Source organism: Arenibacterium halophilum, from assembly GCF_005938225.1.
GTDB classification, from domain to species: Bacteria; Pseudomonadota; Alphaproteobacteria; order Rhodobacterales; family Rhodobacteraceae; genus Arenibacterium; species Arenibacterium halophilum.
Genome location: NZ_VCPC01000002.1, coordinates 152,080 through 178,981, shown reverse-complemented (window position 1 = coordinate 178,981; position 26,902 = coordinate 152,080). Strand labels below are relative to the sequence as shown.

Below are 26,902 nucleotides of genomic sequence, written 5' to 3'. Positions count from 1 at the left end.
GATCACAATTGAAATTACTTTCCCGGTCAACTATTTTCTGGACAAACAGCATCAGGACAGCCCCGCGTGAGTGAAAACCGATCATCCCCGCCCGAGATACTGGCGCTGTCGCTGACCTCGGCCTATCGCCGCCTGTATGATCAGGCCGCGCGCTGTGCCCGCAACAACGGGCTGCAGATCGAGGCGTGGAGCGTGTTGGAAACACTTGAGGCGGGCGAGCGGCTGACCATGGGGCAGATCGCGCAGGCGGTGGCAATGAAGCTGCCCGCGCTCAGCAAGCTGGTGGATCGCATGGTCTCGGAAGGGTTGGTGCATCGGCAGCCCTCGCGCAGCGATCAGCGGCAGGTGAATCTGCTGCTGACGGATCTGGGGCGCAAGCGGATGATGCAGGTGCGCGGCGCGATGGTCGATCACGATGCCGGAGTCCGCGCTGCATTGGGCGAGGGCCGTGCCATGCAAGTGCAGGCGATATTGGCCGACCTTGCGCGGCTGCCTGATTCCCCGCACTGACCCTTTCGGCACTGCCGATACGTCCATTCCCCAATAAAATCTGCGCGATTGCCTAAAATTGCCCCTTCCCGGGGCCGTCTCGGTTTTGCACCGCACGGCAATCTGAGGTAGAGTTGCCGTGTTTGTTCAAGGTTGGCTATTTTCGGCCGGAGTTATTTTGACGGGGCTGTTGCTGTGCGGGCGTTTGTTTTCATCTTCTTCTGTGCCGTTCTCGGCCTAGCCACGGGCAACCGGGCGATGGCCACCAATGCCGCGCTGGTGATCGGCAACTCTGCCTACCAATCTGTGTCGGAACTGCCCAACCCGCGCCGTGATGCCGCCGCCATCGCCGACGCGCTGACGCGGCAAGGGTTCGACGTGGTGCGGATGGACGACCTGAACCGCAACGATATGTACGATGCGCTGCGCGCCTTCCGTGACAAGGCGGACGAGGCCGACATCGCGCTGATCTACTATGCAGGTCACGGGATCGAGATAGAGGGCCGCAACTACCTTGTGCCCGTCGATGCCGAATTGGTCGATGAACGCGATGCCCCGGTCGAGATGATCCATGTCGATGCGCTGCTGCGGCAGATGTCGGGCGCGCGGTCAATGAAGATGCTGGTGCTGGACGCCTGCCGTAACAACCCCTTCGTGGCGCGGATGCAGCGTGAAGACGCCGGGCGCAACGTCGGCAGCGGGCTGGCCAATATCGAATACGCCGAGGCGGACACGCTGATCGCCTATGCCGCTGCCGCCGGAGAGATCACGCCCGACGGTGTCGCGGGCGGCAATTCGCCTTTCACCCGCGCCTTTCTGAACGCGATAGACGGCCCTCCGCAGGACGTGCGCCGCCTGCTTGGGGCGGTCCGCGATGAAATGCGCCAAAGCGTGCCGGGCGCCGCGCCGTTCGTCTACTCCTCGATCGGGGGGCGGGAGTATGTGATCAACCCCAACAGCGAACCACTGGTGCAGCCCGAACCGGAACCCGAGCCGGAACCCGCACCACAGGCCACGTTCGATCTGGCCACCGCGACCACCACGATCCTTGCGGATTTCGCGATTGCCGACCGTCTGGGAACCGCTGAAGCCTGGGATGGATTTCTGGCGCAATACGCCACGCTGAACTTCCACGTCCTCTATAGCCTCGCGCTGGAGAAGCGTCAGGCGATCGAGGCGGCGACCGACCGCCGCGGGTTGCAGATGGTGGGCCAAGACGCGGCAATTGCCGCCCAGCCCCCGGCGGGCGCCGCACCACGCGATGACACGCCCCCCGCCCGCGATGACCGGATCGCAACCCTGGCCGAGCCGCGCCCCGAGGCGCCCCGCATCCAGACGCCCGCCCGAGCGGAACCCGCCCCCTTGCCCGAGGCTGCGCCCGAGCCCGTGCCAGACGTCTCTGCCGCCCCGCAACCGGACCCAGAGCCCGAACCGGAGATGACCTACGACGAGGCCGTGCGCGCGCTGCAAGTCGATCTGCGCCGGCGCGGCTGCTACCGCGGTGCGATCGACGGCATATACGGGCGTGGTTCCAGTTCGGGCATCGAGCGGCTGTCGGATGTCATCGGCGAACGGATCGTCCTGGCACGCCGTCCGGATGTGGTGGCGCTGGAATCCACGCTTGCGCTGTTGGAACGCCACCCGGATGCAGACTGCCCGCAGGTGGCGGCCGTGTCGCGTCCGGCGCCCCGCAAGGCAACACAGCCTGCCCCGGTGCGCCGCAAAACAACCGCGCCTGCGCCCGCGCCCAAGCCCAAGCCCGCGGCCCCTGCACCGGCCAAATCGTCCAGGCCCAAGTTCTGCCCTGACTACGGCGTCACGCGTGGCTGCCGCAACGGAACGCCGATTGGCGACTGATCCGCCCAGAGCCGACCCACGCCCAAGTACAGACCCTACCTGACCGGAGACTTCCGATGAATATCCTCGATCCCCTGTTCACTCTGGCAGCGCTGGACGGCACCAACGGGTTCCGGATGCTGGGCGAAGCCGCGGCGGCTAACTTTGGCGAAACCATCACCTATGCGGGCGACTTGAATGGCGACGGGTTTGCCGATGTAGTCGTCGGCGCCTTCGGGCGCGAATTGGGCGCAACTGTGAACGTTGGCGCTGCCTATGTGATATATGGCACCGATGCCGGGTTCCCGACCAACCTTGACGTCACCACCCTGAATGGCACCAACGGCTTTCGCATCGACGGCGCCGCCGCCTATGACATCGCCGGGCGCGGGCTGTCGCACGCGGGCGATGTGAACGGCGATGGGCTGGACGACCTGATCGTTGGCGCGCCGGGCGCCGATGGCAGGAATGGCGCCGCCTATGTGATTTTCGGGGATACTGGCGGTTTCTCGGCCACGTTCTCGCTGTCAGCGCTGGATGGCACCAACGGCTTCAAACTGGGCGGCGCGGCGACGGATGAAACCGCCGGGCGCGCGGTATCCTCGGCCGGAGACGTGAATGGCGACGGCATCGACGACCTGATCATCGGCGCACCGGCCCACAACAACGGGCGGGGCGAAACCTATGTGGTGTTCGGCACCACGACCGGATTTGCGGCCGAGGTCGATCTGTCGACGCTCGACGGGTCAAACGGCTTTCGCATCATCGGGCGCACAACCGATGGAGATATGGGGCGCAGCGTGTCCTCGGCCGGGGACATCAACGGCGACGGGGTCGACGACATCCTGATCGGGGCGTTCCGCGCCCGCACGAACACGGGGGATTCCTATGTGGTCTTCGGGCGCGCCACGGATGACTTCAGCGCGACGATCAATCTGAACGGGCTGGACGGCACCGATGGATTCCGCCTGCGCGGCACCAACTCCAACGACTTCTCGGGCTTTTCGGTCAACAACGTGGGCGACATCAACAACGACGGTTTCGACGATCTGGCCGTTGGCGCCTTTCTGGCCGATCCGCATTCGGGCCAGTCCGGTTCAACCTATGTGGTTTTTGGGGGCACCTCGGGGTTTCCGTCAGACCTGTCGCTGTCCTCGCTGGACGGCACCAACGGGTTCCGGCTGGACGGAGAGGTGCTGGACGAACAATCCGGGCGCAGCGTGTCTTCGGCCGGAGATGTAAACGGTGACGGCATCGACGACCTGCTGATCGGCGCAACAGGTGTCAACGCCAGCGCGGGGCGGGCCTATGTGGTGTACGGTCACGATGGCCCCTTCGCGCGTCAGTTCGATCTGTCGTCGCTGACCGAGGATACCGGCTTCGTAATAGACGGTACGCTGGCCGGGGGCGAATTCGGCTTTTCCGTTTCGGCACTGGGCGACGTGAACGGCGACGGATACGACGATATCGGCGTCGGCGCGCCGACGGCGGCGGAGAACGGCAACAAATCGGGCGCAGCCTATGTGCTGTTTGGCGGCCCCGCCCCAATCAACGGCACGGCCGGGGCAGACACGCTGACCGGAACATCACGCAACGATATCCTGCGCGGTTTCGGCGGCAACGACACGCTGAACGGCGGGCATGGTGATGACGAAATCGACGGTGGCGCCGGCAAGGATACCGCTGTCTTCTCGGGTCCGGGCGCTGTGAACGTCGACCTTCGGATCGCGGGCCCCCAGGCGACAGGCCGCGGCACGGACACCTTGATCCGTATCGAAAACCTGACGTCGGGTGGCGGCGATGACAGCTTGCTTGGGAAAGGCGGGCGCAACACGCTGAAAGGCAATGACGGCAACGATACGCTTCGCGGCTTTGCCGGTCACGACCGCCTGTATGGCGGCAAGAACAACGACACGCTGTATGGCGACAACGGCAATGACCGTGTCTGGGGCGGCAACGGCCGCGACACGGCGTTCCTTGGCAATGGCAACGATGTCTACGTCGATACCAATCAATCTGGCAAAGCGGGCGCCGACACGGTTCATGGCGGCGCTGGCGACGACACGATCAATGGTGGCGGCGGCAACGACACGCTGAATGGCGATGCGGGCACGGATGAAATCCGCGGCGGAACCGGCAACGACCAGATCGACGGCGGCGCAGATGACGATACGCTGTACGGCGACGCCGGGAACGACCGCATTCTGGGCGGTAATGGGCGCGATACCGTCTATATGGGCGATGGGGCCGATACCTTCGTCGATGCCAAACAAAAGGGCAACGCCGGGTCTGACTCCGTGTATGGCGGAAAAGGCAACGATATCTTCAACGGCCGCGGCGGGCACGACACCTTTCACGGCGAGGCCGGAAACGACACGCTGCGCGGCGGTGCCAACAACGACACGTTGAATGGCGGCGTGGGCGACGATATTTTGAACGGCGGCGCAGGCCGCGACACGGCCGAGTTCACGGGCCAGTCCGACATCTCTGTCGACCTTCGGATTACCGGCCCCCAGGACACCGGGCAGGGGATGGACACGCTCATCAGCATCGAGCACGTCACCTCGGGTGCGGGCAGCGATCTGTTGCATGGTGATGGGGGCAACAACCGACTGAACAGCGGCAACGGAGCCGATGACCTGTACGGTCACAATGGCAATGACACCCTGATCGGCGGTGGCGGAGCTGACACCCTGTTTGGCGGAAGTGGGGACGACACGTTGCGCGGCGGCGCCGGGGCCGACACATTCGTGATGCAGGGAAACTGGGGGCACGACACGATCGTGGACTTTGAGGATGGCGTCGACATTATCGACGTGTACGACACCGGGGTTCAATCGACCGGAGCGTTCATTCGCACGATGAACGGAAACGACGCCGTGCTGGCCTTTGGCGGCAATTCGATCACGATCCTGAACACAACCTTGGCCGAATTGACCAACGCCGATTTCAATTTCGCTCCGGAAGAACCCGGTACGCACGGCTAGGATTCGGTTCGGTCATTGCCCGGCGGCGATCCACTTTGCCGCCTTTTCGGCGATCATCAGCGTAGGTGCATTGGTGTTGCCGCTGGTGATGCGGGGCATCACGCTGGCGTCCACGACCCGCAGACCCGATATGCCGCGCACGCGCAGATGCGGATCGCAAACCGCCATCGGGTCGTCCTCGCGACCCATCGTTGCGGTGCCGACGGGGTGAAAGATGGTAGTGGCGATGTCACCGGCCAGCCGCGCCAGATCGTCATCCGTCTCATACTGAACGCCGGGTTTGAATTCCTCGGGCGCATATCCCGCCATCGCGGGCTGTGCCATGATCTGGCGCACCTGCCGCAGACTGTCGGCAGCGATCTTGCGGTCTTCGTCCGTGGCCAGGTAATTCGGCGCGATCTTCGGCGGCTGGCGGAAATCGGACGACCCGATGGTAATGCACCCCCGGCTGGTGGGATTCAGGTTACACACCGACACCGTGATCGCCGGAAACGGGTGCAGGTCCTCTCCGAACGCTTCAAGGCTAAGCGGCTGGACATGATATTCCAGGTTGGCATGGGGCTGCCCCGGGTCGGACCGGGTGAAGGCGCCCAGCTGGCTGGGGGCCATGCTCATCGGGCCACTGCGTTTCAACAGATACTCCAGCCCGATCGCCGCCTTTCCGAACAAGGTGCTCGCCAGTGCATTCAAGGTGCGGGTGCCTGTCACCTTGAACACGGCGCGCACCTGAAGGTGGTCTTGCAGGTTCTCGCCCACCCCCGGCAGGTCGTGCACCACCTCGATGCCGTGTTCATTCAGCAAAGCGCCCGGCCCCACGCCCGACAGTTGAAGGATCGCGGGCGAATTCACCGCGCCCGCCGACAGCACCACCTCGCGCCGAGCTTCGGCCCACAGGCTGCGCCCGGCCCGGTTGACCATCACGCCCGTGCAGCGCGGGAGGCCATCGTCACCCGTTTCAAAGGTCAGCCGCTCGGCCTGCGCCTCTGTCCAGACGGTCAGGTTGGGGCGGTTTCTTGCGGGCCGCAAAAACGCCTTTGAGGTGTTCCAGCGCCAGCCCGAGCGTTGGTTCACGTCGAAATAACCGATGCCCGAATTGTCGCCGGAATTGAAGTCGTCGGTGCGGGGCACGCCGATCTGGGTCGCGGCCTCGGCAAAGCTGTCCAGCACATCCCAGCGCAGGCGCTGTTTCTCGACCCGCCATTCGCCCCCGTGGCCGTGCATGTCGGAAAACCGCTGATTGTCTCCGATGGCGGGATCGGCGCCATTGTCGAGCTTGTAGTGATCTTCGTGGGCGCGGAAATCGTCCAGCGAATTCTCCCAGCTCCAGTCCGCATCGCCGGTCAGCTGCGCCCAGCCGTCATAATCGCGCGCCTGCCCGCGCATGTAGATCATGCCGTTGATCGACGAACAGCCCCCCAGCGTCTTGCCGCGCGGGTACAGCAGGCTGCGCCCGTTCAGTCCGGCATCGGGTTCTGTCCGATAGAGCCAATCGACCCGAGGGTTGCCGATGGAGTAGAGATAGCCGACAGGGATATGAATCCACGGATAGGTGTCGGGCTTGCCGGCCTCCAGTAGAAGTACCCGGGCATTCGGGTCGCGGCTGAGCCGATTGGCCAGAAGGCATCCCGCCGTCCCTGCCCCCACAACGATGAAATCAAAGGTTTCCGCTGTTTTTTCTGTCATGGCTGCCTCCCCGTTCGGCGCGCAGAGTAGCGGGGGCCTGGGAAGATTGCCAATGACGAATAGCATCGACTGATATAAAGGTTCGTAATATGGATCACCTGCCCAACCAGCGCAATCTTCTGGCCTTTGTCACCACTGCCCGCGAAGGCAGCGTGTCGCGTGCGGCCGAGGTTCTGAACCTGACACAACCGGCAATCAGCCACCAACTGCGCAAGCTGGCCAGTGAAACGGGCCTGACCCTGTTCACACGTGGCCCGCATGGGGTGCATCTGACGCCGGATGGCGCGGCGCTGCTGGTGAAGGCGCGGCAGGTGATCGACGCGCTGGACGAGTTTCGCACCAGCGCCGGGCGCCAGCGGCGGCAGATTTCCGGCAGCCTGCGCATCGGCACCATCGTCGATCCCGAATTCACGAGGCTGGGCCAGATGCTTGGATTGTTGCGGGCTCATCACCCAGAGGTGCAGACCGAACTGGTGCATGGCGTCAGCGGTGACAGCATCGAGAGGCTGGACCGGGGCCGGATCGACGCAGGGTTCTACCTGTCGGCACGCGAAGACCTTTCCGCGCTGGCGCGACGCGAGACACCGCTACATGCCGTCGCTCTGGCCGATTTCACGTATCGCGTCATCGGCCCGGCCGGGTGGGAGGGGCGGATAGCCCGCGCAGATTGGGAAAGTCTGGCCGCAATGCCGTGGATCGGCACGCCGCCCGGGTCTGTCCACAATCGCCTACTGGCCCGCGCGCTGGGAAAGGCAGGCACGCAGCAGAATATCGTCGCACTGGTCGATCAAGAGGCGTCGATGCTGGAAATGGTACGCGCGGGCGTCGGGCTGTCGCTGTGCCGCGATTCCATTGCGCTGCATCAGCGCCAGTCGCACGGGCTGGCGCTGTGCGAAGCGGTGACCGTGCCCGCGTGTCTGTCGCTGATCGCACCGGCGGCACGACTGCAGGCGCCAACCACAGCCGCGCTGTTCGCCCTGCTGCCGCGCATCTGGCCCACGGCGGACGCCGTGCCTACAGGTAGCGCGTCGGAATTGCCGTCGTGAATTTCAGCTCTTCCATCGAGATCATCGAATTCACCTGCCGGAATTCCAGCCGCTCGATCATCTTCTTGTAGACCATGTCATAGGTCGCGATGTCGGGCACCACGACCTTCAGGATATAATCCACCGTCCCGCTAAGGCGGTAGGCTTCCACCACCTCGGGGATCTCGTCGATCAACTCGCAGAACTGCTGAAGCCAGGAAATTTCATGGCGCGGGGTGCTGACGCTGATGAAGACGGTCATCGGAACGTTGGCGCGCTCCTGATCCACCAGCACCACGCGGCCCTTGATCAGCCCCGCCTCCTCCATCCGCTTGATGCGCCGCCAGCAGGGGGTGGCCGACAGGCCGACAGCTTCGGAAATCGCGCTGATCACCGTGTCGCTGTCTTCCTGCAAGATATCCAGGATCTTCTGGTCGATCTCGTCAAAGCTGAGGCTTTCGGCGGGTTTGGTGCCCGTTTTGCGCCCCTTTGCCCCACTCATACCGGCACGAATTCGACGATCACGCCCGAGGCATGTTCCGGTGCCACCGCAACCCCGTTTGCGGTATCAATCGGAGGCACGCCGCCCGAGTCCAGACAGCCACGGGCGGCATCCAGATCGGCCACCTTGACCCGCAGCACGGTAAACGCCCCCTGCGCCGTCTGCGACAGGTCGATGCCCGGAAACTCCTTGGCCAGGGCATCACGCGGCATCAGCACCAGCGGGGCAGAGTTTTCTCCGGTCTGCACCACCTGCCCCATCCCACGCGCGCTGACAGCGCCATCGGCCCAGAGCCGGGCAAAGCGCGGCGCCTCGGCTTCGGGTTCGTCCGAGATGGCAACGATCTCGGCCAGCCCGCAAGCGGTGTTGGCATGGCTCAGCAGCTCGGGCAGCCAGACGGTATCGCGCGTCTTGTGCTGGCACATGAAAACCGTACCGCGCGGCACTTCGGCGGGCTCGAAGGCCACCGTCGAAAAGGCGGCAACCCCCGTGCCCCCTCCCGGCAGCGGCACGGGGCGTTCAAAGCTGCCCAGCCCATGCGTGGCAATCCCAAGTTCGGCCAGATCGGCGGCAGCGCCCTCGGCCGTGTCGATCCGGCAGGCGATGGCGTGCAGCCCCTGCCCCATCGTCGCCAGCGACTCGCGCCGAGAGGCATTGCCGGGCGTTTCGCGCAGCAGGCCCAGCAGTTCAAAATAGTCGTCAGGGAACATGATCGTGTAGTTGGCCGACCCCTTCGCCTCGGAATGCAGGCCGCGCGGCGAGAGCGTAAAGCCCAGCGCCGCATACTGGCGCGCCGCCAGGTCCAAGTCCTGAACCAGCGCGAAACAGTGATCGATACCTTTGACAGGGTGAGACATTCAACGTTCCTTTATCAATGACTTAGCGGCGCACCGGCGCCAGCACGATTTCATGTACCGTAACACCCGGGCTCATGCGGGCAACGTACAGCGCGGTTTCCGCCATATCTTCGGGCTGAATCATCGCCGCAAGGCGGCTGTGATCAAATCCCGGGCGTTGTGCCAACAAGGGCGTCGCGACTTCGGCCGGGCACAGCGCGGTCGAGCGGATACCGTTCTTGCCTTCTTCATCGTTCAGGCTGGCCGAAATATCGCTCAGCGCGTGCTTCGATGCCCCATAGGCCACGCCGCTGACGGACGAATGATAGCGCCCCGCCCAGCTTGAGGTGTGGATCATGACGCCGTCGCCCTGCGTGCGCATGACCGGCAGGCAGGCGGCGATCACGTTCAGCGCGCCGGTGATGTTGACCTTGAGCACATTGTCCCAGCTGTCCCAGTCCAGTTCGGCCCAGGTGCGTTTGGGAATGTTCAATCCGGCGTTGTTGCACAGCACCGAAAGGCCACCGCCCCACTCGGCCACCTGCTGCGCAATGCTTGCCATTCCGGCCCGATCCGTGACATCCCCCGGCACCACAAGGCAGCGCGCGCCGTCGCCCAGCGAGTCGGCGACCTCTTCCAGCGCGTCGCGCCCGCGCGCTGTCAGCGCGACGGCAAAGCCTTCGGCAGCAAACCTGCGCGCCATCGCCGCCCCGATTCCCGATCCCGCGCCGGTGATCCAAACCGCTCCTTGCATGTAGTGGCCTTTCATTCGCCAAAAAATTGGACTATGTTTCCCGTAAAGTCAGAATACATAGGATTTCATTCCTTCCAAGGGAAAAAACTTAGAAATTATATTGACGCTCCGCCAACAGGTTCTCAAACTGACCCTACGGCGGATCCGGGAAGTCCGCGAAATTGAAACCGACTGGGGAAAATCACATGAAGAAACGACTATTGGGCCTGGGCGTCGCGCTTGCCGGAACGGCGGGAGCACTGGCGCCGCAAACGGCCGTGGCGCAGGACGTGAAAACCGGCGGCACCGCCATCGTACACATGATTTCCGAACAGCGCACGCTGAACCCGGCGCTGCGCGCCTCGACCGGCGTGTACAACATCAGCGGCAAGATCGTCGAACCGCTGATCGACAAAAGCTATGACGGCTATGAACCCGTGCTGGCCACCGAATGGAGCAGCTCGGAAGATGGTCTGGCGATCACGGTCAAGCTGCGCGAAGGCGTCCGCTGGCACGATGGCGAAGATTTCACCTGCGATGACGTGTCATTCACCGCAATGGAAATGTGGAAGCCGCTGCTGAACTACTCTTCGGCGCTGCAGGCCAATCTGGAGTCGGTCGACTGCCCCGATCCGCACACCGCCGTGTTCAACTATTCCAAGCCGATGCCGATCGACCTGTTCGTGGCCGCCATGCCCGATCTTGGGCACCCGATGCCCAAGCACCTGTATGAAGGCACCGACATCCTGAAAAGCGAATACAACACCGCGCCTGTGGGCACGGGACCGTTCAAGTTTGTCGAATACGAGCGTGGCCAATACGTGATGGCCGTGAAAAACGAAGACTACTGGCGCGAGGGCTATCCCTATCTCGACCGCATCGTCTGGCGTTTCATCAAGGACAAATCCGCTGCGGCTGCCGCGCTGGAAGCGGGCGAAGTGCACGAGTCGGGCTTTATCGGCGTGTCGATGGCCGATGTCGAACGGCTGAGCAACGACGACCGCTTTGACGTGGGCACCACGGGCTATGAAAACAACGTCGCCCACTCGACCGTCGAATTCAACCACCGCAACCCGATCATGGCCGACCTGAAGGTACGTCAGGCGATGTATCACGGGCTGGATATCGACTATGCCATCGACACGATCATGCGCGGCTTTGCCAAGCCCGGCCGTGGCCCCGTGCCGTCGGCCGGTGGGGAGAATTACACCGATGACGTGAAGACTTACGACTACGACCCCGAGTTGGCGAAATCCATGCTGGACGAGGCCGGTTACCCGGTGAAAGACGATGGCTTCCGCTTCAAGCTGCGCCACCGTCCCGCGCCCTGGGGCGAATACACCCAGCTGTGGGCCGAGTATTTCGCGCAGGCGATGAAGGAGATCGACATCGACGTTGAAATCCTGACCAACGATGCCCCCGGCTTCCTGAACGGCGTGTATCGCGACCACGATTTCGACACCGCGAACGGCTGGCACCAGTTCCGCTCGGACCCGGCGGTTTCGACGATGGTCTGGCTGCGGTCGGGTCAGCCCAACGGTACGCCGTGGACCAACCAGTTCGGCTGGAAAAGCGAGGAAATGGACCAGATGATCGACGATGCGGCCTCGGAGCTTGACCCCGAGACGCGCGCCGAGATGTATCACCAGATCCAGCGCAAGGCGATGGAAGAGCTGCCGGTGATCTTCGCGATCGAGCATCCTTTCATCTCGGTCACGTCCAAGAAGCTGATGAACCACCACAACACCCCGCGGTGGAATTCGTCGAGCTGGTACGACCTCTGGCTTGACCAGTAACACCACAGTTGGGTGGGCCCCGTGCGGGCCCACCTGCACCATCAAGGTTAAAAGATGTCCCTGCCCATCCCCCCATTGCTGACATACGCCCTGCGCCGCCTTGTGCAGGCGGTGCCCGTGATCGTGCTGATCATGGTGGGCACCTTCCTTCTGCTGAAACTGGCGCCCGGTGATACCGTTGACGCGCTGGTGGGCGACATGGGCGGCGCGGATGCGCAGTTCATCGAGCGGCTGCGCATCGAATACGGTCTGGATCAGCCGGTGTGGGTCCAGCTGTGGCGGTATATGTCGAAACTGGCCACCTTCGATTTCGGTTGGTCCTTCGTCTATGAACAGCCCGTGGCGACCGTGCTGATGGACCGTCTGGGCACCACGCTGCTGCTGATGGCGACCTCGCTGTCGATCGCCTTTACCGTGGGCGTGGCGCTGGGGGCGATTGCCGCGCGGCGCGCCTATTCGCTGACCGACAACGTGATTTCGACGCTGGGGCTGGTGTTCTATGCCACGCCCAGCTTCTTCCTGTCGCTGATGATGATGCTGCTGTTCTCGGTGAAACTCGGCTGGCTTCCGGTGGGCGGGATCAAGACCATCGCGGGGTTTTACACCGGCTGGGATCACGTCTGGGACGTGGCGCTGCACCTGATCATGCCAACGGCGGCGCTGTCGCTGATCTACCTGTCGTTCTACCTGCGGCTGATGCGGTCATCAGTGCTGCAGGTGGCCGACCTTGATTTCGTGCGCACCGCGCGGGCCAAGGGCGCGGGCGAAACCCGGCTGATGTTTCACCACATCATGCGCAACGCGCTGCTGCCGGTGGTGACCCTGTTCGGGCTACAGTTTTCCACCGTGCTGGGGGGTTCCGTGGTGGTGGAAACCATCTTTACCCTGCCGGGCCTGGGCCAGCTGGCCTATCAATCCGTCATCCAGCGCGACATGAACACGCTGATGGGCATTATCTTCCTGTGCTCGATCATCGTGGTTGTCGTGAACTTCCTGACCGACCTGCTTTACGCACGTCTCGACAGCCGGATCGAACTGTCATGAGCATCATCGACGATACCCGCCTGCGCCCCGCCGAACCCTCTCGCGCCGTGGTGTTCTGGAACCGCTATCGCCGCAACCGCGCCGCGCTGCTGGGGCTGGTCCTGTTTGCCGTGGTTGTCCTGATGGCGCTGACCGCCGGTCTGGTCGATCCGGGCGATCCGCTGCGCCGCGCCGGAGCCCCGCTAACCGCGCCCTTTGTCGACATGGCGACGCCTCTGGGCACCGACCAGCTGGGCCGCGACATCCTGTCGGGGCTGTTCTATGGCGCGCGGATTTCGCTGCTGGTGGGCGTGGTTGCGACGCTGGTCGCCATTGCCATCGGCGTGGTGATCGGCGCGCTGGCCGGGTATTTCGGCGGCTGGGTCGATGACGTGCTAATGCGCATCACCGAGGCGTTCCAGACCATCCCGAACTTCGTGCTGCTGCTGACGCTTGTCGCGATCCTCGGGTCGAAAATCGAATGGATCACGCTGGCCATCGGCATCGTCAGCTGGACCGCCCCGGCGCGCATGGTCCGGGCCGAGTTCATGTCGCTAAGGAACCGCGAATTCGTCGATGCGGCGCGGAATCTTGGCGTGTCGAACACCTCGCTGATCTTCCGCGAGATCCTGCCCAACGCGCTGCCGCCGATTATCGTCTATGCCTCGGTCATCATGGCGCTGTCGATCCTGTTGGAAAGCGCGCTGGCCTTCCTTGGCCTCGGCGATCCGAACTATGCCAGCTGGGGCAACATGATCGGCCAAGGCCGCGCCGTGCTGCGTACCGCGTGGTATTGCGCCGCGATCCCCGGCATCGCCATCGTCCTGACCGTGCTGTCCTTTTCGCTGCTGGGCGAAGGGCTGAACGACGCGCTGAACCCAAGGCAGAAGCAATGAGCCAAGACCGCCAAGATACGGCCCCTATACTTGAGATCCGTGACCTGAAGATCGCCCTGCCCGAAGGATCCGACCGGCCCTTCGCGCTCGACGGGCTGAGCCTGCGGGTCAACCCCGGCGAAATCGTCTGCATGGTGGGCGAATCCGGCTCGGGCAAATCGCTGTCGGCGGGGGCGGTGATGCGCCTGTTGCCCGAACCGCATGTGTATGTGGCGGACGGCTCGATTCATTTCGAAGGCGACGACCTGCTGGCCAAGTCCGAGGCCGAGATGCGCGGCATTCGCGGCAACCGTATCTCGATGATCTTCCAGGAACCGATGACGGCGTTGAATCCGCAGAAAACCGTGGGCTGGCAGATCGACGAGGTGCTGAAGCTGCACATGCCCGCGAAACGGGCCGAGCGCCGCAAACACGCGCTCGACATGCTGGCGCGGGTACAGATTCCCGACCCCGAGTCGGCCTATAACGCCTATCCGCACCAAATTTCCGGCGGACAGCGCCAGCGCGTGATGATCGCCATGGCGCTGGCCCTGTCGCCGCGCCTGATGATCGCGGATGAACCCACAACCGCGCTGGACGTGACCACGCAGTTGCAGATCCTGAAACTGATCCGCGAGTTGCAGCGCGAAGACGGCGCCGGCATCCTGTTCATCACCCACGACTTTGGCGTGGTGGCGGAAATCGCCGATCACGTCGTGGTGCTGCGCCACGGAGAGGTGGTCGAACAGGGCCCCGCCGCGCAGGTGCTGAACGACCCGCGCCACCCCTATACGCAGGCGCTGATTGCCTCGGTCCCCGATCTGGCCCCGCCCGCGCCGAAGCCGCTGAGTGACAGCCCCGTGGTGCTGAAAGGCACCGGGCTGAAGAAAACCTTTGCCGCGCGCGGTGGCCTTTTGACTGGCAAACGCAAGGCGGTGACGGCGGTGAAGGATCTGAGCTTTGCGCTGCGCCGGGGCGAAACCCTTGGCGTTGTGGGCGAATCCGGGTCCGGCAAGACAACCGTGTCGCGGCTGGTGACCCGGCTGCTGGAAGCGGATTCCGGCGCCGTGGAACTGGACGGCGCCGATCTTCTGGCCTGCACGCCTGCGCAGATGCGCGCGATGCGCAAGAATATCCAGATGGTGTTTCAGGATCCGATGGCCTCGCTCAACCCGCGCAAGCGGGTGGTCGATCTGATCGCGCAAGGGCCCATCGTGCATGGCGCGAACCCGGCAGAGGCCCGCGAGAATGCGCGCGAACTGCTGGAGCTGGTTGAACTGTCCCCCGCTGCCGCCAACCGCTTTCCGCATGAATTTTCCGGCGGCCAGCGTCAGCGGATCGGCATTGCCCGCGCGCTCGCGCTGGAGCCCAAGGTCATCGTGGCCGATGAACCCGTTTCGGCGCTGGATGTCAGCGTGCAGGCGCAGGTTCTGAAGCTGCTGGCCGATCTGCGCGACCGCATGAACCTGTCGCTGCTGTTCGTCACCCACGACCTGCGCGTTGCCGCCCAGCTGTGCGACAGTGTGATCGTGATGCAAAAGGGCGAGATCGTCGAAAGCGGCACCGCCGCCGAGGTCTTTACCAATCCGCAACACCCCTACACCCAAACCCTTATGTCATCGATTCCGGGCCGCGACTGGACGCCCCCGGTTCGAAACACCGATGCCGCCTGAGAGACCCGCATGACCGTTCAATTCGATACCATCCGCAGCCAGATCATCGGCGAAGGCACGACGATCCCCGGCCCCTTCGGCCCGCGCGCGCTGCTTTATGCCGATTACGTCGCCTCGGGGCGGTCCTTGGCATTTATCGAGGATGCGATCCGCACCCATGTGCTGCCCTTCTACGGCAACACCCACACCGAAACCTCGTTCACCGGGCGCCGGTCCACCCAGCTGCGCGAGTTGGCGCGGGCGTCGGTGCGCCGCGCGGTGGATGCCGATGACGGCCACGCGGTGATCTTTACCGGGTCGGGCGCCACCGGCGCTGCCGACAAGCTGACCCGCGCGCTGGCGCTGCTGGGGCTTGGGCCGGACGCGGTGATCTTTGTCGGGCCCTATGAACATCACTCGAACGATTTGCCGTGGCGCGAAAGCGGAGCGCAGGTGGTGCGGGTGCCGCTGAATGACCGCGGCACCATCTGCCTTGACGCGCTGCGCGATGCCTTGGCGGCCCATGCCGATGCACCGCTGAAAGTGGGCGCGTTTTCCGCCGCCTCGAACGTCACCGGCGTGCGCACCGATCTGCGCGCCATCGCGAAACTGCTGCACGCCAATGGCGCGTGGTGTGTGGCCGATTTTGCCGCTGCCGCGCCCTACCTGCCCGTGCGGCTGGGCGAAACCGCCCCCGGCGCGGGCGACCGGATCGACGCGGCCTTCCTGTCGCCGCACAAATACCCGGGCGGCCCCGGTGCCTCGGGCATCCTGATCGCCGACCGCCGCCTGCTGGCAACCGACCGCCCCACCGTCACCGGCGGCGGCACCGTGTCCTATGTCACCGCGGCGGGGCACAACTATGTCACCGACCCGGAACGCCGCGAGGAAGCGGGCACGCCGTCCATCGTGGAAAACATCCGCGCAGGCATGGTGCTGCAACTCAAACGCGACATGGACGAGGCCGAGGTCGAGCGGCGCGAGATGTCGATGACCGAGCGGATGAACGCCGCCCTGCGCGCCATCCCGGGGGTCGAGCTGCTGGGCCCCGAGGACGCACCGCGCATTGGCATCTTTTCCTTCAACATCCGCGTTCAGGGCAAGCTGCTGCACCACAATTACGTCGTTGCCCTGCTGAACGACCTGTTCGGCATCCAGGCGCGTGGCGGCTGTTCCTGCGCCGGTCCTTACGGCCACGAATTGCTGCACATTGACCCCGCGACGACCGAGCGGCACGAACAAGCCGTCAGCCTTGGCCATTCCGCCTTCCGCCCCGGCTGGGCGCGGCTGGGCGTGAACTGGTTCTTCTCCGAGTCCGACGTGGATCGCATCGCCGCCGCCATCGGATTCGTCGCCGAACACGGGCTGGACATGCTGCCGCACTACCGGCTGGACGTGTGCAACGGTGTCTGGCGCGCCCAGCGCCCGGTGGCCGATACGCCGCCCGACAGCCTGTCGGATCTCTGGAACGGTTATGGCGATGCCACGGCAACCGCGCCCGATTTCGACACCTGCATGGCCGAGGCCCGCGCGCTGGCCGCGCAGGCGGCGCCGCCTGTCACCGACACTCCGCCTGCCCTGCTGGCCGATGAAGAGGCGCTGCGCTGGTTCTGGCTCCCACACGAGCTGGGCTGTGGCGAAGGCGCCCGGCCATGAGCGGCGTGGAATTCCCACCCTCGCTCTGGGCCGCGACCGCGCCCGAGCGCGTGCCCGCCACCGCGCTGAATGGCGCGCATGACACCGACGTTGCGATCATCGGTGGCGGGTTCACCGGGCTCTCGGCCGCGATCGAGGCCGCGCGCGATGGCCGATCGGTCACCGTTCTGGAAGGCAAGGCCGTGGGCTGGGGCGCCTCGGGGCGCAACAACGGCCAGGTGATCCCGATCCTGACCTCTGCCGAACCTGCGGCATGGGTGTCGCGCTATGGCGCGGCGGGCGAACGCATGGTCCAGTTGATCGGCAATTCCGCCAGCATCCTGTTCGATCTGGTGCGCGAATTCGACATGCCCGCCGAGGCCGAGCAGGCCGGGTGGTTCCAGCCCGCCCACAGCCCGGGCCGCGTGAAGCTGTCGCAGAAACGGGTCGAGGCATGGCAGCGCGCGGGCTTTCCCGCCGAGCTGAAATCGGCCGCCGAGACGCGCGAGATTCTGGGCAGCGATTTCTGGTACGGTGGCATGTACAACCCCACCGGCGGGCACATCAACCCGCTGGCGCTGGCGCGCGGCATGGCTGCGGCGGCCGAGGGGCTGGGCGCGACGATATTCGAACAATCCCCGGTTACCAGCTTCGACCGCGAGGGCGCGCAATGGGTGATCCGCACGGCGACCGGCACCGTAAAGGCGCGCGCGCTGATCCTGGCCACCAACGCCTATACCGGCGAACTGGTGCCATCGCTCGCCCCGCGCATCGCGCGCTCGGTCGTGCCGGTGCTCAGCTGGCAGATGTCGACGGAACCGCTGGGCGACAACCTGCGCCAGACCATTCTGCCGGGCCGTCAGGCGGTATCGGACACGCGCGGCGATCTGCGGTTCTTCCGCTATGACGCGCGCAACCGGCTGATCACCGGCGGCGCGGTGATGGGCAGCCACGACATTGCCAATCGCGTGCGCCGCAAGGCCGCCGCCAGCTTGGCCGAGGCGTTTCCGGCCCTTGGCACGCCCGAGATGACGCATGTCTGGTCGGGCTATATCGGCATGAACTGGGATCGGTTCCCGCGCGTCCACCGGCTGGGCCCCGATGGCTATGCCTGGATCGGCTGCAACGGGCGCGGCGTCGCGCTTGGCACCGCGCTGGGGCGCGAGCTGGCCCGCGCCGCCATGGGCCGCCCCGAAGACGAGCTGGCCCTGCCGATCACCGAACCGACGCCTTTCCCGCTGCACGGGATCGTGCGCCGCGTCGCCCCGACCTATCTGGCCTGGCTGAAACGCAAGGACCAGGTTGAACCGAAACTGTGAGGACATGACCCAATGAGCGCCAAGCCAGACATTCCCGAAGGGATGGACATCAACGACATCCCGATCCTGCTGCGCCGCAAGATCGAGGCGATGATCCTGAAGCATGTGCTGGACGTGATCACCGAACGCACCAGCCGCGAGGAAGGCGAAGCCGTGATCGGCGAAACCTGTTCGCGCTCGGCCATTGAACAGGGCAAGCAGCTGGCCGCGATGCTGGACCACGCCCCCGACCTGACCGATTTCGCCGCGATCCAGCCGAACTGGACCCGCGAGGACGCGCTGCGCATCGAGATGGTCGAGGCGACCGAGGACAAGATGGATTTCAACGTGGTGCGCTGCCGCTACTCCGAGATGTACAAGGAAATGGGGCTGGGCGACATCGGGCACCTGCTGTCGTGCAACCGCGACGGCGATTTCTGTATCGGCTACAACCCCGATATCGAACTGACCCGCACCCAGACCATCATGAAGGGCGCGAGCCACTGCGATTTCCGCTACCGCATGAAGAAGGACGCGTAAGCCATGGCCGTTGAAAACTGGGTCGCCAAGGAAGTCGAGCAGCTGACGGCGTTTCGCCGCGACCTGCACCAGAACCCGGAACTGCTGTACGATGTGACCCGCACCGCCGCCACGGTGGCCGAGGCGCTGCGCGCCGCGGGCGTGGATGAAGTGATCGAAGGCATCGGGCGCACCGGCGTGGTGGGCGTGATCCACGGGCAAAGCAACACCTCGGGGCGCACCATCGGGCTGCGCGCCGACATGGATGCGCTGCCGATCCACGAGGAAACCGGCAAGCCCTGGGCCTCGGCCGTGGATGGCAAGATGCACGCCTGTGGCCATGACGGGCACACCACCATGCTGCTGGGCGCCGCGCGCCACCTTGTCGAAAGCCGCGCGTTCGATGGCCGGGTGATCGTGATCTTCCAGCCCGCCGAGGAAGGCGGCGCCGGGGCCAAGGCGATGATCGACGACGGGCTGTTCACCCGCTGGCCCTGCGACGAGGTCTACGGGATGCACAACCGCCCCAACCTGCCGGTCGGGCAGTTCACCATCGCGCCCGGGCCGATCATGGGCTCGGTGGACGAGGTGCGCATCCACATCGAAGGCCGGGGCGGCCATGCCGCGCGCCCCGATGAAACCATCGACACCTTCCCGATTGCCGCCGCCATCATCAACGCGGTGCAGACGATCACCGCCCGCACCGTCGATCCGATGGACAACGCGGTGGTGTCACTGTGCACGATCCACGCGGGCAACGCCTTCAACGTGATCCCCCAGACGCTGGACATCACCGGCACCGTGCGCACCCTGCGTGAAGAGGTGCGCAGCCATATCGAGGCCCAGTTGGCTGCCATCGTGCCCAATATCGCCGCCGGTTTTGGCGCGACGGCAACGCTCGACTATATCCGCATGTACCCGGTGACGGTGAACCACGACCACGAAACCCAGCTGGCCGCGCAGGCCGCGCAAGAGGTGGCGGGCGTCGAGAACGTCTCGCTCGACATGCCGCCGGTGCTGGGGGGCGAGGATTTCTCGTTCATGCTGAACGAGGTGCCGGGCGCGATGATCAACGTGGGCAACGGCCCCTCGGCCGGGCTGCACCACCCCAAGTACGATTTCAACGACGACGTGATCGCCTGGGGCTGTTCCTACTGGACCACGCTGGTGCGCCAACGCCTGCCGCTGGGCTAGGACGGATCAGGCGGCGCCATACCCGGCGCCGCCGCTGCTTTCCACCAGCAGCCGGTCTCCCTGCATCAGCACGACCGCCGAGCGCGAGGCAAGCGCGCGCATGGAGCCATCCGCCGCGATCAAACGCGCCCGCGCTGGGCGTGGCGCGCCGCCGCCGTTCAGCCCCTCGGGCACGCGCAGGAACCTGTCGCCGCGCAGAGACACGGCAATGTCATCGGCCAGCGCAAGGTATTCTCGGGTGATCCCGTCGCCGCCTTTGAACAGCCCGTCACCACCTGACCCGGCGCGCACTTCGGCGCGCAGCAGGCGCACCGGTGCCATCGCCTCCAGCCCTTCGCCGGGCATGTTCATCGCGTTGCCCACATCGGTGGAAACGCCCGGCGTGCCATGCCTGTTGGGGCCGCCGCCTGCCCCGCCTGCGATGATCTCGGTCACCAGGAACGGTGCGCCATCGGCCCCCTTCCCGGAAAAGGCCAGAACATAGGACATGCCCGAATTCGCCGCGGGCATCCGGCTCGGCGCGGCCTGCGCCACCGCCCGCAACACCGCCGAGGTCGTGGCCCGCACCACCCCCATGCGCGCATTCACCGCCGCCGGGGGGCTGGCGTTGATCACGCAGGCCTCGGGCAGCGTCAGCCGCAGCGCCCGCAGCACACCGCCATTGCGCGCCACGTCGGGCCCGGCCAGTGACAGCAGGCTGTAGAAAGCTGCCGCCAGCGGCCCCGAGCGCACGCAGTTGATCGGCGCCTTGACCTGCGGTGACGTGCCGGTGAAATCCACATCGAACTTGCCGCCCTCAAGCGACAGCCGCACGCGAATGTCGATCTGGCCCAAATCGGGGTGCGGATCCAGCCCGTCCAGCCCGTCAAACGGCCCCGGCGGCAGCGCCGACAGTACCCGCCCGATCAGCCGCTCGGCCATGTCGCGGCAGGCCAGCCCGCGCGCGATGAACGCCTGCGCCCCGGTTTCCCCCGCCAGCGCGCCCAGCGCCGTGGCCGCGCGATTGGCGGCGGCGATCTGTGCACCGATATCGCCCAGCACCGTGTCGGGCGCGCGCGAGTTGGCCGCGATCAGGCGGCGCATCCCATCATCGATCTGCCCACCCTGCCCCAGCCGCATCGGCGGCAGGCGCAATCCCTCCTGGTAAATCTCGGTCGCATCAGGCGGGACCGACCCGGCGCGACTGCCGCCCACGTCCTGATGGTGCAGGATCGTCGCCGCCAGCGCGATCACCGTGCCCTGGTGAAACACCGGCATCACCACCGTCAGGTCGGGCAGATGGGTACCGCCGCTGTAGGGGTCGTTCATCACGAACAGGTCGCCCGAGCGCATCTGCGCCACCGGGTAGATGCCGGTGATCGCCGCCACCGTGCCCTGCAACGCGCCCAGCAGAAGCGGGATCGCATCGGACAGTGCCAGCACCTCTCCATCCGTTGCAAACAGCGCGGCCGAGGCATCGTTGCCCTCGCGCACTACGGGCGACACGGCACAGCGGAACAGCGTTTCCTGCATCATCTGCGCGATCCCATCCAGCCGCAGCTGGAACACCCTCAGCCCGGCATCATCCATCGGCGTGATCCTTGCGCAGTTCCAAGTGGCTTGGCGTGATTGCGGCCACTAACCAGCCCGCCGGCACCGGAACCGCGCCAAGCGCGGTGCGCACCCCACCCGGTTCGGCCCGAGGCGGCGGGCTGACCTGCGGCAGCGGTTGCGCATCATCGCCCTTTACCCGTGCGATCAGGGCAAACAGGTACCCTTCGCCCGGACAGTCGATCCCGAACATCTCGCGGAAATAATCGTTCAACGCCCCGCGCAGCGACGTGGCGGTTGGCACATCAGCGCCCAGCCCGAGGGTAACCCGATGCATGTTCGCCGTCGGCGCAGCCTGTGCAAAAAACAAGACCTGCCCGCTGGGAAGGCCCTCGGCCAGTTCGGCGCAAGACCGCGCCAGAGCGCCATTTTCCAGCACGTCAAACCCTGCTTGCAGCGACACCCGTGACTCGGCCAGCGACGCCGAGAGAAGTAACCCGAGCGCGCCCGCCACCTCGGGCGCGGCAGGCAGCAGGATCCGCGTTATCCCCAGCACCCCGGCCACGTGTATAGCCAGCGCAGGGCCCAACCCGCCGCTGGCGATCAAAGCAGCTTGAGCCGGATCCGCATTGCGGCGCACGCAATGGCTCACGATGGCCTGCACCAGCAGGTCGCGCGCGGCGTTCGGCAGCGTGTCTGTGGCCTCACCCAAAGGCACGCCGTCAAACAGGCTGCGCGCGCCCAAGGCGACACTGGTGATATCCGCAATCGGCTGGCGCAGGGGCACACCGGCGAACACCGCCTCTTCCACCTCGGGCGGCTCGGCGCGCCGGATCAACCCGATGTCGCTGCTGGTCGATCCAACATCCAGCGAGATCGCGATGCCAGCGCCAGCCTCGGTGGCCACGGCCGATGCGAGCCGCAGAACCGCTGCCGGTCCTCCGCCCAGCAGGCGAGAGACTGTGGCCCGGCCGATATCGACCGGCACCAACCCGCCGCGCGAATTGGCTAACATCAACCGCCCGGCAAAGCCGCGCGCGCCTAACCCGATGTTGATCTCTTCCAATAGGCGCGTCTCGGCCGGGGACAGGAACGCCTCGAGACAGGTCGAGACGGTGCGTTCATATTCGCGCGGCTGCGGATCAACCCGATGCGACAGGGACATGCGAAGCTCAGGGGCCGCCGAATGGAGCATCTCTTCAATTTGCACTTCGTGAGCCGGGTTTACATGGGCAAACAGCAGACAGATCGCGATGTCCGCGATCCCCCGCGCACGGCAGGCTTCTGCGATGGCGGTGATCGCGGCACGCTCCAGCGGCTCCACCTCACCGCCGTCCGCGCCGATCCGGCCGCCGATCTCGAATGTATCGGCCCGCGCCGCCAGAAACCCCGGCGCGGGCGAGCGCGCGACCGGGTCATACAGATCGGCCCGGTTCTGTCGCGCCAAGGTCAACACATCGCCAAACCCCCGCGTCGTGATCAGCGCCACCCGCGCCCCATCGCGGCGCAACAGGGCGTTGACGCCTGTGGTGCTTCCCAGCCGCATCTCGGCCACCTGCGACAGGGACAGACCGGTGCGTTCCAGCGCAACCGCGGCGGCCGACACCACCGAACCAGCCGGATCGGTGGTGTCGGCCGCCGCTTTCCACACGGAACACTCTCCACCCGACAGCACGGCCACGTCGACGTACTCCGCCCCGAGGTCAACCGCCACCAAAGTCATGGCGCGACGGTCCAGCCGCTATCCAGCGCGGCAAACACGGTGTCATCCCCGCGCCCGGTACGCCAGATCAGCGAGCCGAACAGCGCCTCGCCCGCAACCGCCACGATGGCGTGATGCCAGACGCCCGCACGATAGATCACCGCCTGCCCCGGGGCGCCGACAAAGCCGATGGGGTCGCTGGTGGCCGGATCCTCCGGCCAGACCACCGCCAGGAACCGCGCGCCGTTCAGCGCCACGAACAGCTGGTCGGAAAACGGGTGCCGCTCGGCCTGGTGCAGGGTCAGCGGCCCGTCCTGCGGCTGCACGTCGTAGTAATCGAACGCCACATCAGATGCCGCCGCATCATGGCCCAGAACCCCCGGAAACTGCGTCAGACGCACCGCACCATCCCGGATCAGCCGCGCGCTGTCGCCGCCCGGCTCCAGCACCGTGCCGAATGGGGCAAACGCCTGTGCCGTCAACGGCTCGACCGGAACCGGCCTCATCCCCGCGTTCCGCGCCGCAGGGCAAACCGCCGCCGCAGCCCCGGCAGGAAGATCGACAGCAGGAAGACTGCCCCCAGCAGCAGGAACGCCGCGCTGATCGGGCGTTGCAGGAACACCGTCAGATCGCCGCGCGAAAACAGCATGGCCCGGCGGAAATGTTCCTCGAGCAGCGGACCCAGGATGAACCCCAACAAGACCGGAGTCGCCGGGTAGCCATAGCGCCGCATAAGATAGCCCAGCACGCCAAACCCCAGAACGACGTAAATGTCGAACACGTTGTTGTCGGCGCTGTAGACCCCGATGCAGATGAACAGGATGATCGCCGGATACAGCAGGCTGTAGGGGATCGACAGCAGCCGCACCCACAACCCGATCAGCGGCACGTTCAACACCAGCAGCATCAGGTTCCCGATCCAGAAGCTCATGATCAGACCCCAGAACATCGCGGGTTGGTCATTGATCAGGTTCGGCCCCGGCTGGATGCCATGCAGGATCATCGCCCCCATCAGCACCGCCACCACCGCATCGCCCGGGATCCCAAGGCTCAGCGTCGGGATGAAGGCCGCCTGCACCGAGGCGTTGTTGGCCGCCTCGGGCGCCGACAGCCCGGCCAGAGAGCCCTGTCCGAACTCCGACGGGGCGCGCGAGACGCGCTTTTCGGTGGCATAAGCCATGAGCGAGGCTATCCCCGGCCCTGTGCCCGGCAGCGCGCCTATGAACGACCCGATGGCCGAGCCGCGCAGCGTCGGCATCCAGATCTGGCGCCACTCGGGCCGGGTGGGCAGCATGTCGCGAAACCGCATGCCTTTCACGTTCATCGGCGCGCCCGAGGGCTGGCCCACGTTCGACATTATCTCGGCCACGCCGAACAGGCCCATGGCGACGGCGACAAGGCTGAATCCGTCGGCCAGCTCCAGTATGCCAAAGTTGAACCGGAACATGCCCGTGTTCACATCGGTCCCGACCTGCCCCAGCGCGATCCCGAAAACCACCATCGCCAGCCCCTTGAGCGGCGAGCCGACAGACATGGTCGAGGCCGCGATCAGCCCGAACAGCATGACCGAGAAATACTCGGCCGAGCTGAATTTCAGCGCGATCGCCGCGATCATCGGGGCGAACCCCATCACCAGCACGATGGCAAACGACGATCCGACAAACGAATTGATGGCTGTCACGAACAACGCCAGTGGCGCCTTGCCCTTCTGCGCCAGCGGATAGCCATCAAGGCAGGTGATCGCCGAAGTCGCCGTGCCCGGCAGGTTCAGCAGTATCGATGCGGTCGAGCCACCGTATTGCGCGCCATAGAAGATGCCCGCCAGCATGATCAGCGCAACGGTGGGATCAAGGTAATAGGTCAGCGGCAGCGCCAGCGAAATCGCCGCCAGCGCGCCGATGCCGGGCAGCACGCCGACGATGGTGCCGACGGTCACGCCAAGGAAGCAGAACAGCAGAGCCTCGGCGCTGAGCGCGGTGGCAAGGCCCAACTGGACATGCGCCAGAAACCCCTCCATCACGACGCCCCCAGCACGGCCACCGGCACGCCCAGCAGCCAGATGAACAGCACGGTACCAAACACCGCCATCAACAGGCAGCTGATTGCCAGCGCGGCCCAGTTGCGCCCCCGCTCGGCCATCCCGACGATCACGAACATCGCTGCCATCGCCGGGATGAACCCGCCGCGTTCCAGCAGCAGCGCCAGCGCGATCATGCCGGCGGAAATCGCCAGCACCGCGCGCAGGCTGCCGGGTTCGTCGGGCGACTCGGGGGCCGGCTCACCGCCGCGGCGGGCGGCGCGGATTTCCTCGATCAGGATTGCAACGCCCAGCGCCGCAAACAGGATGCCAATGTTGAATGGCAGGAACCCGGGCCCCGGGCGCAGCAGGCTGCCCTGTGGATAGCCATGTGCCAGCGCGGCGAACCCCACGCCCCCCAGCACCACCACCAGCGCGGCGATCTGCCGTTTGTTCACTGCACCTTGCCCCATGCCCCTGCCTTCACCGTATCACGCGAAGGGGCGGGCCAAGGCCCGCCCCGCATCACCATGGATTATTGACGCAGGCCCGCGGCCTCGACAACCTTGGTCCATTTTGCCACCTCGTCGGCAATAAAGGCCTTCGACGCGGCCGGGTCGATGCCTTCCACGAGGAACCCTCGCTGGGCGAACATCTCTTTCAGCTCTTCCGTTTCCAGCGCGGCCGACACACCGGCATAAAGCTTGTCAAGCACTGCGGGCGGGGTGCCAGCGGGGGCGAACACACCCTGCCACGAGAAGGCGGCAAATCCCGGAATACCGGCCTCGGCCATGGTGGGCACACCTTCCAGCAGGAAATGCTCTTGCGTGCCGGTCACCGCCAGCGGGCGCAGATCGCCCGATTTCACGTATTCCGAGGTCACGAGAATGTCGGCAAACATCGAATCCAGCTGACCGCCCAGCAAATCCTGCAGGGCTTCGGCGCTGCCCTTGTAGGGGATGTGCAGCAGCTCGGTCCCGGTTTCCAGCGCGAACAGCTCGCCCGTCATGTGCATCGAGGTGCCAACGCCCGGCGTGCCGTGGGTGAAGGTACCCGGGTTCGCCTTGGCATAATCGATCACGTCCTGCACGGTGTTGAAATCGCTGTCGGCGCGCACGACCAGCACGAGGGGCGAGCTGATGACGATGCTGACCGGGTCAAATTCCGTCACCGGATCATAGGGCAGATCGCTGCGCAGCGCGGCGCTGATCGCGTTGGCGCCGGTGACGCCCATCAGCAGCGTATAGCCATCAGCGTCCGAGCGGACGACATAGTTCGCCCCCACCGTGCCCCCGGCCCCGGCGCGGTTTTCCACCACAACGGGCTGGCCGAATTGCGAGGCGAGGGATTCTCCGATCTTGCGCGCCAGCAGGTCGGTCGACCCGCCCGGGTTGAACGGCACGACGAAGGAGATCGGCTTGGTCGGATAGTCATCCTGTGCAAGCGCAGGCAGCGCGGCCAGCCCAAGCGCAAGCGAGGCGCCGGCCAGCAGGGTCTTGACGGTATGGATCATGGTTCTGGTTCCCTGTTGAGGTGTCGGGGCGCCCATTTGCGTCGCCCCCTTGTATGC

The 26,902-nt window shown here is 65.4% G+C and carries 22 protein-coding genes; 12 read left to right on the top strand and 10 right to left on the bottom strand.

Annotation, left to right across the window (positions count from 1 at the left end):
• Positions 1 to 66: 66 nt before the first annotated feature.
• The 3 genes from FGK64_RS07715 to FGK64_RS07705 all read left to right on the top strand — a co-directional run bounded on the left by FGK64_RS07715 (position 67) and on the right by FGK64_RS07705 (position 5,312).
• Positions 67 to 510, top strand: a complete 444-nt coding sequence (locus FGK64_RS07715) for a MarR family winged helix-turn-helix transcriptional regulator (protein WP_246057703.1) — start codon at positions 67 to 69, stop codon at positions 508 to 510.
• A gap of 237 nt (positions 511 to 747) precedes the next feature.
• On the top strand, positions 748 to 2,346 hold the full coding sequence (locus FGK64_RS07710) for a caspase family protein (protein ID WP_171054009.1): 1,599 nt from the start codon (positions 748 to 750) through the stop codon (positions 2,344 to 2,346).
• A gap of 56 nt (positions 2,347 to 2,402) precedes the next feature.
• Positions 2,403 to 5,312: an FG-GAP repeat protein gene (locus FGK64_RS07705; RefSeq protein ID WP_138863237.1), complete on the top strand. Its 2,910-nt coding sequence runs from the start codon at positions 2,403 to 2,405 to the stop codon at positions 5,310 to 5,312.
• 12 nt (positions 5,313 to 5,324) lie between these two features.
• On the opposite strand, the gene FGK64_RS07700 is transcribed toward FGK64_RS07705, so the two are convergent.
• Positions 5,325 to 6,995 (bottom strand): GMC family oxidoreductase, encoded by a 1,671-nt coding sequence (locus tag FGK64_RS07700; protein WP_138863236.1) that lies wholly within the window; start codon positions 6,993 to 6,995, stop codon positions 5,325 to 5,327.
• Between the two features lie 89 nt (positions 6,996 to 7,084).
• On the opposite strand from FGK64_RS07700, the gene FGK64_RS07695 reads away from it, so the two are divergent.
• The gene (locus FGK64_RS07695) at positions 7,085 to 8,041 is read left to right on the top strand and encodes a LysR family transcriptional regulator (RefSeq protein WP_138863235.1); all 957 of its coding nucleotides are present in this window, start codon (positions 7,085 to 7,087) and stop codon (positions 8,039 to 8,041) included.
• On the opposite strand, the gene FGK64_RS07690 is transcribed toward FGK64_RS07695, so the two are convergent.
• The 3 genes from FGK64_RS07690 to FGK64_RS07680 are packed head-to-tail and all read right to left on the bottom strand — an operon-like array spanning position 8,010 to position 10,112.
• Positions 8,010 to 8,522, bottom strand: coding sequence for an Lrp/AsnC family transcriptional regulator (locus tag FGK64_RS07690; protein WP_138863234.1), 513 nt, complete (start codon positions 8,520 to 8,522; stop codon positions 8,010 to 8,012). The two genes, FGK64_RS07695 and FGK64_RS07690, sit on opposite strands and share 32 nt — an antisense overlap.
• Entirely contained in the window at positions 8,519 to 9,379 is an 861-nt protein-coding gene (locus FGK64_RS07685) for a VOC family protein (protein ID WP_138863233.1), read from the bottom strand. The genes FGK64_RS07690 and FGK64_RS07685 overlap by 4 nt, the downstream gene beginning before the upstream one ends.
• A gap of 22 nt (positions 9,380 to 9,401) precedes the next feature.
• Positions 9,402 to 10,112: an SDR family oxidoreductase gene (locus tag FGK64_RS07680; RefSeq protein ID WP_210236554.1), complete on the bottom strand. Its 711-nt coding sequence runs from the start codon at positions 10,110 to 10,112 to the stop codon at positions 9,402 to 9,404.
• Between the two features lie 185 nt (positions 10,113 to 10,297).
• On the opposite strand from FGK64_RS07680, the gene FGK64_RS07675 reads away from it, so the two are divergent.
• From FGK64_RS07675 to FGK64_RS07640, 8 genes are read left to right on the top strand one after another with little or no spacing between them, the layout of a single operon-like run.
• Positions 10,298 to 11,887, top strand: a complete 1,590-nt coding sequence (locus FGK64_RS07675; protein WP_138863231.1) for an ABC transporter substrate-binding protein — start codon at positions 10,298 to 10,300, stop codon at positions 11,885 to 11,887.
• A gap of 54 nt (positions 11,888 to 11,941) precedes the next feature.
• Positions 11,942 to 12,931, top strand: coding sequence for an ABC transporter permease (locus FGK64_RS07670; protein WP_210236553.1), 990 nt, complete (start codon positions 11,942 to 11,944; stop codon positions 12,929 to 12,931).
• The gene (locus tag FGK64_RS07665; RefSeq protein WP_138863230.1) at positions 12,928 to 13,806 is read left to right on the top strand and encodes an ABC transporter permease; all 879 of its coding nucleotides are present in this window, start codon (positions 12,928 to 12,930) and stop codon (positions 13,804 to 13,806) included. The genes FGK64_RS07670 and FGK64_RS07665 overlap by 4 nt, the downstream gene beginning before the upstream one ends.
• Positions 13,803 to 15,458, top strand: a complete 1,656-nt coding sequence (locus FGK64_RS07660; protein WP_138863229.1) for an ABC transporter ATP-binding protein — start codon at positions 13,803 to 13,805, stop codon at positions 15,456 to 15,458. The genes FGK64_RS07665 and FGK64_RS07660 overlap by 4 nt, the downstream gene beginning before the upstream one ends.
• Before the next feature lie 9 nt (positions 15,459 to 15,467).
• Positions 15,468 to 17,093 (top strand): aminotransferase class V-fold PLP-dependent enzyme, encoded by a 1,626-nt coding sequence (locus FGK64_RS07655; protein WP_138863228.1) that lies wholly within the window; start codon positions 15,468 to 15,470, stop codon positions 17,091 to 17,093.
• Entirely contained in the window at positions 17,090 to 18,391 is a 1,302-nt protein-coding gene (locus tag FGK64_RS07650) for an NAD(P)/FAD-dependent oxidoreductase (protein WP_138863227.1), read from the top strand. The genes FGK64_RS07655 and FGK64_RS07650 overlap by 4 nt, the downstream gene beginning before the upstream one ends.
• 12 nt (positions 18,392 to 18,403) lie before the next feature.
• A complete protein-coding gene (locus FGK64_RS07645) occupies positions 18,404 to 18,910 on the top strand; it encodes an L-2-amino-thiazoline-4-carboxylic acid hydrolase (protein ID WP_246057702.1) in 507 nt (168 codons plus the stop codon).
• 3 nt (positions 18,911 to 18,913) lie between these two features.
• Positions 18,914 to 20,083 carry a M20 aminoacylase family protein gene (locus tag FGK64_RS07640; RefSeq protein ID WP_138863226.1) on the top strand — a complete coding sequence of 390 codons (1,170 nt, stop codon included), beginning with the start codon at positions 18,914 to 18,916 and terminating at the stop codon, positions 20,081 to 20,083.
• 6 nt (positions 20,084 to 20,089) lie between these two features.
• Here the strand turns inward: FGK64_RS07640 and FGK64_RS07635 are convergent, their stop codons facing one another.
• The 6 genes from FGK64_RS07635 to FGK64_RS07610 form a co-directional block, all read right to left on the bottom strand.
• Positions 20,090 to 21,652, bottom strand: a complete 1,563-nt coding sequence (locus FGK64_RS07635) for a hydantoinase B/oxoprolinase family protein (protein WP_138863225.1) — start codon at positions 21,650 to 21,652, stop codon at positions 20,090 to 20,092.
• Positions 21,645 to 23,336, bottom strand: coding sequence for a hydantoinase/oxoprolinase N-terminal domain-containing protein (locus tag FGK64_RS07630; RefSeq protein ID WP_138863224.1), 1,692 nt, complete (start codon positions 23,334 to 23,336; stop codon positions 21,645 to 21,647). The genes FGK64_RS07635 and FGK64_RS07630 overlap by 8 nt, the downstream gene beginning before the upstream one ends.
• Positions 23,333 to 23,821, bottom strand: a complete 489-nt coding sequence (locus FGK64_RS07625; protein ID WP_138863223.1) for an ureidoglycolate lyase — start codon at positions 23,819 to 23,821, stop codon at positions 23,333 to 23,335. The genes FGK64_RS07630 and FGK64_RS07625 overlap by 4 nt, the downstream gene beginning before the upstream one ends.
• Positions 23,818 to 25,332: a tripartite tricarboxylate transporter permease gene (locus tag FGK64_RS07620; protein WP_138863222.1), complete on the bottom strand. Its 1,515-nt coding sequence runs from the start codon at positions 25,330 to 25,332 to the stop codon at positions 23,818 to 23,820. The genes FGK64_RS07625 and FGK64_RS07620 overlap by 4 nt, the downstream gene beginning before the upstream one ends.
• Complete coding sequence (locus FGK64_RS07615) at positions 25,332 to 25,805, bottom strand: tripartite tricarboxylate transporter TctB family protein (protein WP_138863221.1); 474 nt, start codon at positions 25,803 to 25,805, stop codon at positions 25,332 to 25,334. The genes FGK64_RS07620 and FGK64_RS07615 overlap by 1 nt, the downstream gene beginning before the upstream one ends.
• 62 nt (positions 25,806 to 25,867) lie before the next feature.
• Positions 25,868 to 26,845: a Bug family tripartite tricarboxylate transporter substrate binding protein gene (locus tag FGK64_RS07610; protein ID WP_138863220.1), complete on the bottom strand. Its 978-nt coding sequence runs from the start codon at positions 26,843 to 26,845 to the stop codon at positions 25,868 to 25,870.
• Positions 26,846 to 26,902: the final 57 nt, after the last annotated feature.

Coding starts and splice junctions, on each gene's coding strand:
- FGK64_RS07685 (WP_138863233.1), bottom strand. CDS start 9,379: ATGTCTCACCCTGTCAAAGGTATCGATCACTGTTTCGCGCTGGTTCAG.
- FGK64_RS07690 (WP_138863234.1), bottom strand. CDS start 8,522: ATGAGTGGGGCAAAGGGGCGCAAAACGGGCACCAAACCCGCCGAAAGC.
- FGK64_RS07710 (WP_171054009.1), top strand. CDS start 748: ATGGCCACCAATGCCGCGCTGGTGATCGGCAACTCTGCCTACCAATCT.
- FGK64_RS07625 (WP_138863223.1), bottom strand. CDS start 23,821: ATGAGGCCGGTTCCGGTCGAGCCGTTGACGGCACAGGCGTTTGCCCCA.
- FGK64_RS07650 (WP_138863227.1), top strand. CDS start 17,090: ATGAGCGGCGTGGAATTCCCACCCTCGCTCTGGGCCGCGACCGCGCCC.
- FGK64_RS07655 (WP_138863228.1), top strand. CDS start 15,468: ATGACCGTTCAATTCGATACCATCCGCAGCCAGATCATCGGCGAAGGC.
- FGK64_RS07610 (WP_138863220.1), bottom strand. CDS start 26,845: ATGATCCATACCGTCAAGACCCTGCTGGCCGGCGCCTCGCTTGCGCTT.
- FGK64_RS07670 (WP_210236553.1), top strand. CDS start 11,942: ATGTCCCTGCCCATCCCCCCATTGCTGACATACGCCCTGCGCCGCCTT.
- FGK64_RS07630 (WP_138863224.1), bottom strand. CDS start 23,336: ATGACTTTGGTGGCGGTTGACCTCGGGGCGGAGTACGTCGACGTGGCC.
- FGK64_RS07620 (WP_138863222.1), bottom strand. CDS start 25,332: ATGGAGGGGTTTCTGGCGCATGTCCAGTTGGGCCTTGCCACCGCGCTC.
- FGK64_RS07705 (WP_138863237.1), top strand. CDS start 2,403: ATGAATATCCTCGATCCCCTGTTCACTCTGGCAGCGCTGGACGGCACC.
- FGK64_RS07635 (WP_138863225.1), bottom strand. CDS start 21,652: ATGGATGATGCCGGGCTGAGGGTGTTCCAGCTGCGGCTGGATGGGATC.
- FGK64_RS07695 (WP_138863235.1), top strand. CDS start 7,085: ATGGATCACCTGCCCAACCAGCGCAATCTTCTGGCCTTTGTCACCACT.
- FGK64_RS07645 (WP_246057702.1), top strand. CDS start 18,404: ATGAGCGCCAAGCCAGACATTCCCGAAGGGATGGACATCAACGACATC.
- FGK64_RS07615 (WP_138863221.1), bottom strand. CDS start 25,805: ATGGGGCAAGGTGCAGTGAACAAACGGCAGATCGCCGCGCTGGTGGTG.
- FGK64_RS07640 (WP_138863226.1), top strand. CDS start 18,914: ATGGCCGTTGAAAACTGGGTCGCCAAGGAAGTCGAGCAGCTGACGGCG.
- FGK64_RS07700 (WP_138863236.1), bottom strand. CDS start 6,995: ATGACAGAAAAAACAGCGGAAACCTTTGATTTCATCGTTGTGGGGGCA.
- FGK64_RS07680 (WP_210236554.1), bottom strand. CDS start 10,112: ATGCAAGGAGCGGTTTGGATCACCGGCGCGGGATCGGGAATCGGGGCG.
- FGK64_RS07675 (WP_138863231.1), top strand. CDS start 10,298: ATGAAGAAACGACTATTGGGCCTGGGCGTCGCGCTTGCCGGAACGGCG.
- FGK64_RS07665 (WP_138863230.1), top strand. CDS start 12,928: ATGAGCATCATCGACGATACCCGCCTGCGCCCCGCCGAACCCTCTCGC.
- FGK64_RS07660 (WP_138863229.1), top strand. CDS start 13,803: ATGAGCCAAGACCGCCAAGATACGGCCCCTATACTTGAGATCCGTGAC.